The sequence below is a fragment of the Mesorhizobium sp. M7A.F.Ca.CA.001.08.2.1 genome, assembly GCF_003998455.1.
GTDB classification, from domain to species: domain Bacteria; phylum Pseudomonadota; class Alphaproteobacteria; order Rhizobiales; family Rhizobiaceae; genus Mesorhizobium; species Mesorhizobium ciceri.
On record NZ_RZPW01001294.1, the window covers coordinates 1 to 853 of the forward strand.

Sequence of the window (853 nt, forward strand, 5' to 3'; positions counted from 1 at the left end):
CAGCACCATCGTGCTCGTCGGCCAGGGCGCCGTCCCCGAACTGCCGATCTCGACCATCGTCGGCAAGGAACTGGTGCTGCGCGGCAGCTTCCGCTTCGCAGGCGCGTTTTCTCGCCGCCAAGCTCATTGGTTCGGGCCGGATCGACGTGGCGCCGCTGCTCAGCGCGACCATGCCGGTCACTGATGCCAATGACGCCTTCCTGCTGGCAGGCGACAAGAGCCGGGCGATCAAGGTACAGATCGCCTTCGCCTGAACGCAGTCGTCGCGCGGCGATCGCCTTCCGCCGCGCGACGCAGGCTGCCGCCACGTTCCGCGAGGTGGGGGGTGCCCAACGGATACTTTCCTTGGCCGGGCTCTCCGTTAGTTTCGATGGGAGGAAGACCCTCGATACGATGCGCCTCATAGCACGCACCGCGAAACCCGCCGGTGCTCCCCTTTTTCCAAATTCTAAGAGAAGACCGCCATGTCCAGCAAGAAACCCGTAGCCATCGTCTTCGACACATTCGGATCCGTGGTGGACTGGCGCGGCAGCCTGGTCGCCGAAATGAAGGAACTCGGTGGCAAGCGCGGCGTCAACGGCGACTGGGCCGCCGTCGCCGACGCATGGCGCCACGGCTATCACCGGATGCTCGATGAAGTAACCACGGGCACGCGGGACTACGGCCTCCTCGACGACCTGCATCGCGAACTGCTCGACGAGGCCATGCGCGATGTTGGCGTCACCGGCTTCAGAGAGGACGACCTGCGCGACATCAACCTCGGCTGGCATCGCGTCAAGGCCTGGCCGGATGCCGTGGCGGGCCTGACGCGGCTGAAGACCAAATACATCGTCGGCTCGCTTTCGAACGGCAA

At 64.9% G+C, this 853-nt stretch carries 2 pseudogenes; both read left to right on the forward strand.

What is annotated here, in order from left to right:
- Positions 1-184, forward strand: a pseudogene (locus EN914_RS38585) (hypothetical protein); the annotation flags it as partial.
- Positions 185-464: 280 nt separating this feature from the next.
- Positions 465-853 (forward strand): annotated as a pseudogene (locus EN914_RS36935) (haloacid dehalogenase type II); the annotation flags it as partial.